Source organism: Synechococcus sp. Cruz CV12-2-Slac-r (assembly GCF_024346075.1).
Taxonomy (GTDB): Bacteria; Cyanobacteriota; Cyanobacteriia; order PCC-6307; family Cyanobiaceae; genus Synechococcus_D.
Genome location: NZ_JAGQEK010000232.1, coordinates 1 through 2,096 on the forward strand (window position 1 = coordinate 1; position 2,096 = coordinate 2,096).

Annotated in this window: 3 protein-coding genes and 1 pseudogene; 3 read left to right on the forward strand and 1 reads right to left on the reverse strand. The window is 47.9% G+C overall.

Annotation, left to right across the window (positions count from 1 at the left end):
• On the reverse strand, window positions 1–602 hold a 602-nt coding region (locus tag KB557_RS11065), incomplete at its 3' end, for a lyase family protein (RefSeq protein ID WP_255134188.1).
• A gap of 80 nt (window positions 603–682) precedes the next feature.
• Here KB557_RS11065 and KB557_RS11070 point away from each other — a divergent pair.
• The 3 genes and pseudogenes from KB557_RS11070 to KB557_RS11080 all read left to right on the forward strand — a co-directional run.
• On the forward strand, window positions 683–1,183 hold the full coding sequence (locus KB557_RS11070; protein WP_255134190.1) for a DUF2231 domain-containing protein: 501 nt from the start codon (window positions 683–685) through the stop codon (window positions 1,181–1,183).
• The gene (locus tag KB557_RS11075; RefSeq protein WP_255134193.1) at window positions 1,183–1,812 is read left to right on the forward strand and encodes a DUF2231 domain-containing protein; all 630 of its coding nucleotides are present in this window, start codon (window positions 1,183–1,185) and stop codon (window positions 1,810–1,812) included. The genes KB557_RS11070 and KB557_RS11075 overlap by 1 nt, the downstream gene beginning before the upstream one ends.
• Window positions 1,809–2,096: pseudogene (locus KB557_RS11080) on the forward strand (cytochrome c oxidase subunit II); the annotation flags it as partial. The gene KB557_RS11075 and the pseudogene KB557_RS11080, both read left to right, overlap by 4 nt.

Genomic DNA, 2,096 nt, shown 5'->3' on the forward strand with positions numbered 1-2,096 from the left:
GTGAGGGGTACTGCATCTTGTAAATGGGTACGACCGATTTTCACCACATCAGCCCAGGCAGCAGCTTTCATTTCAAAGCTTGCGGCTAAATCGCTTATTGCGGGCAGAAGCTGTAGCCGTTGCTGCCGCTCGCTCGCTAGCTGAATGGCACTGGGAAATACATCATTGGTGCTTTGGCCTTTATTCACATGATCGTTTGGATGCACGCAGGCTTTAGTGCCTAAGGGCTCACCAGCCAGTTCGCAAGCGCGATTGGCGATTACTTCATTCACGTTCATGTTGGTTTGGGTGCCGCTGCCGCTTTGCCATGTGGAAAGCGGAAATTGCAAATCCCAGTTCCCGATTTCCACCTCTTGTGCTGCCTGGCTAATCCAGTTGCAGCGTGCTTGGTCGATTAGGCCAAGTTTGTTATTTGTTTGAACTGCCGCCCGTTTAATTATCGCGATGGCATGGATCAAAGGGGCGGGGATGGGGTCTTGCCCTAGCTGGAACATCAAGCGAGCCCGTTCTGTTTGGGCACCCCAATAGCGATCTGCAGGCACTTGCACCTCCCCAAGGCTGTCGGATTCCAGGCGCCAGGGGCCAGATAGAAATTGATCCATAAAGCAAATGGGTAGATTTCACACACTCTTAATCCTGCGGCACTACCAAGGAATATGTAAGAAGCGTTTTTGGTTCGCTCATGCTCGAGCACCTGCTACCGCCATTAAATGATCACAACTTGCCCTGGATGGACACGATTCATCCGATCGTGGTTCATTTTGTGATCTCAATGGCATTAATTTCAGTATTTTTTGATTTTATTGGTGTTATTGCGGGAAAACGAGCCTTATTTGAGGTGAGTTGGTGGAACTTGTTGTTTGCTACAACTGCAATTTTTGTTGCAATCATGTTTGGCCAGGTGGAGGCTGGTTTGGCTAATCCCTACGGTGCATCTCGCGACATTTTAAATATACATAGCACCATTGGATGGTCTCTCGCAGGAATTTTATCTGTGTTAACGGCCTGGCGCTATGTATTGCGAGCCAAAGATCCCCTTAGTTTGCCGCTTGCATTTCTCGGCGCTGATTCTTTATTAGCAGCTTTGGTGGTGGCACAAGTTTATTTGGGTGATCAGTTGATTTGGGTTTATGGATTGCATACGGTGAAGGTGGTGGAAGCGATGCGGGCGGGGTTGGTGTGATGCAGTTTTTTAATGTGGTGCTGCAATCAGAGGCGCCTTTAAATCAAATAGCAGCTGGATTAGGAGCAAATGATCTCCCATATAGCCTGCCGATTCACCCTAACTTGGTGCATCTCACGATCGGCTTATTCGTTATAGCGATTGCTTTTGATTTTGCTGGTGCTCTATACCCATTAGAGAAGCGCATTTTCAGATTTTTAGCCCTGCCTGTTACAAGGGCCGGTTTCCATGATGTGGGTTGGTATAACTTGCTGGCCTGCTCCGTTATTAGTTTTTTTACGGTGGCGGCAGGTTTTTATGAAATGCTCACTGCGGTGCCGCTACCTGGGGTAATTAGCACCTTTGGCCTTGAGGGTTTTGTTTCAATGCTTTGGCACGGGGTGGGAGGAGTTTTGTTGCTCGCTCTGATTGTTTTAATGACAATTTGGCGTGGTTACCAGCGTTTCCTATGGCGCAAAGATCTTGGCAGGCAGGTGCAATGGATTTATCTTTTTAGTGGAGTGTTAATGATGGGTTTAATAGGGATTCATGGCACTGTGGGCGCTCAACTGGCGGCTGAATTTGGCGTGCACATCACTGCAGATCAGCTTTTAGCAGCTGGCGCTAATCTCAGAGAAGCTTTGCCATGACAAGCAGCCCTCCCTCCCGGATTAATGTTTCAGCGCTGGCGATAGTTAGCGTATGGACAGGAGTATTAGTTGTATTTAGCTTTTGGATGAGCCGCCAGGCTTATCACTGGCTACCTGTCCAGGCATCCACCGCCGCACCATTGGTGGATGGCTTATTTAGTTTTGAAACTGCTCTAGCCACCTTTGTATTTTTTGGTGTGGTATCAGTAATGGGTTGGGTTGTTTTATTTAATAGGGCTGAAAAGTACGATACCAGTGATGCTGAACCAGTTGAAGGTAATACT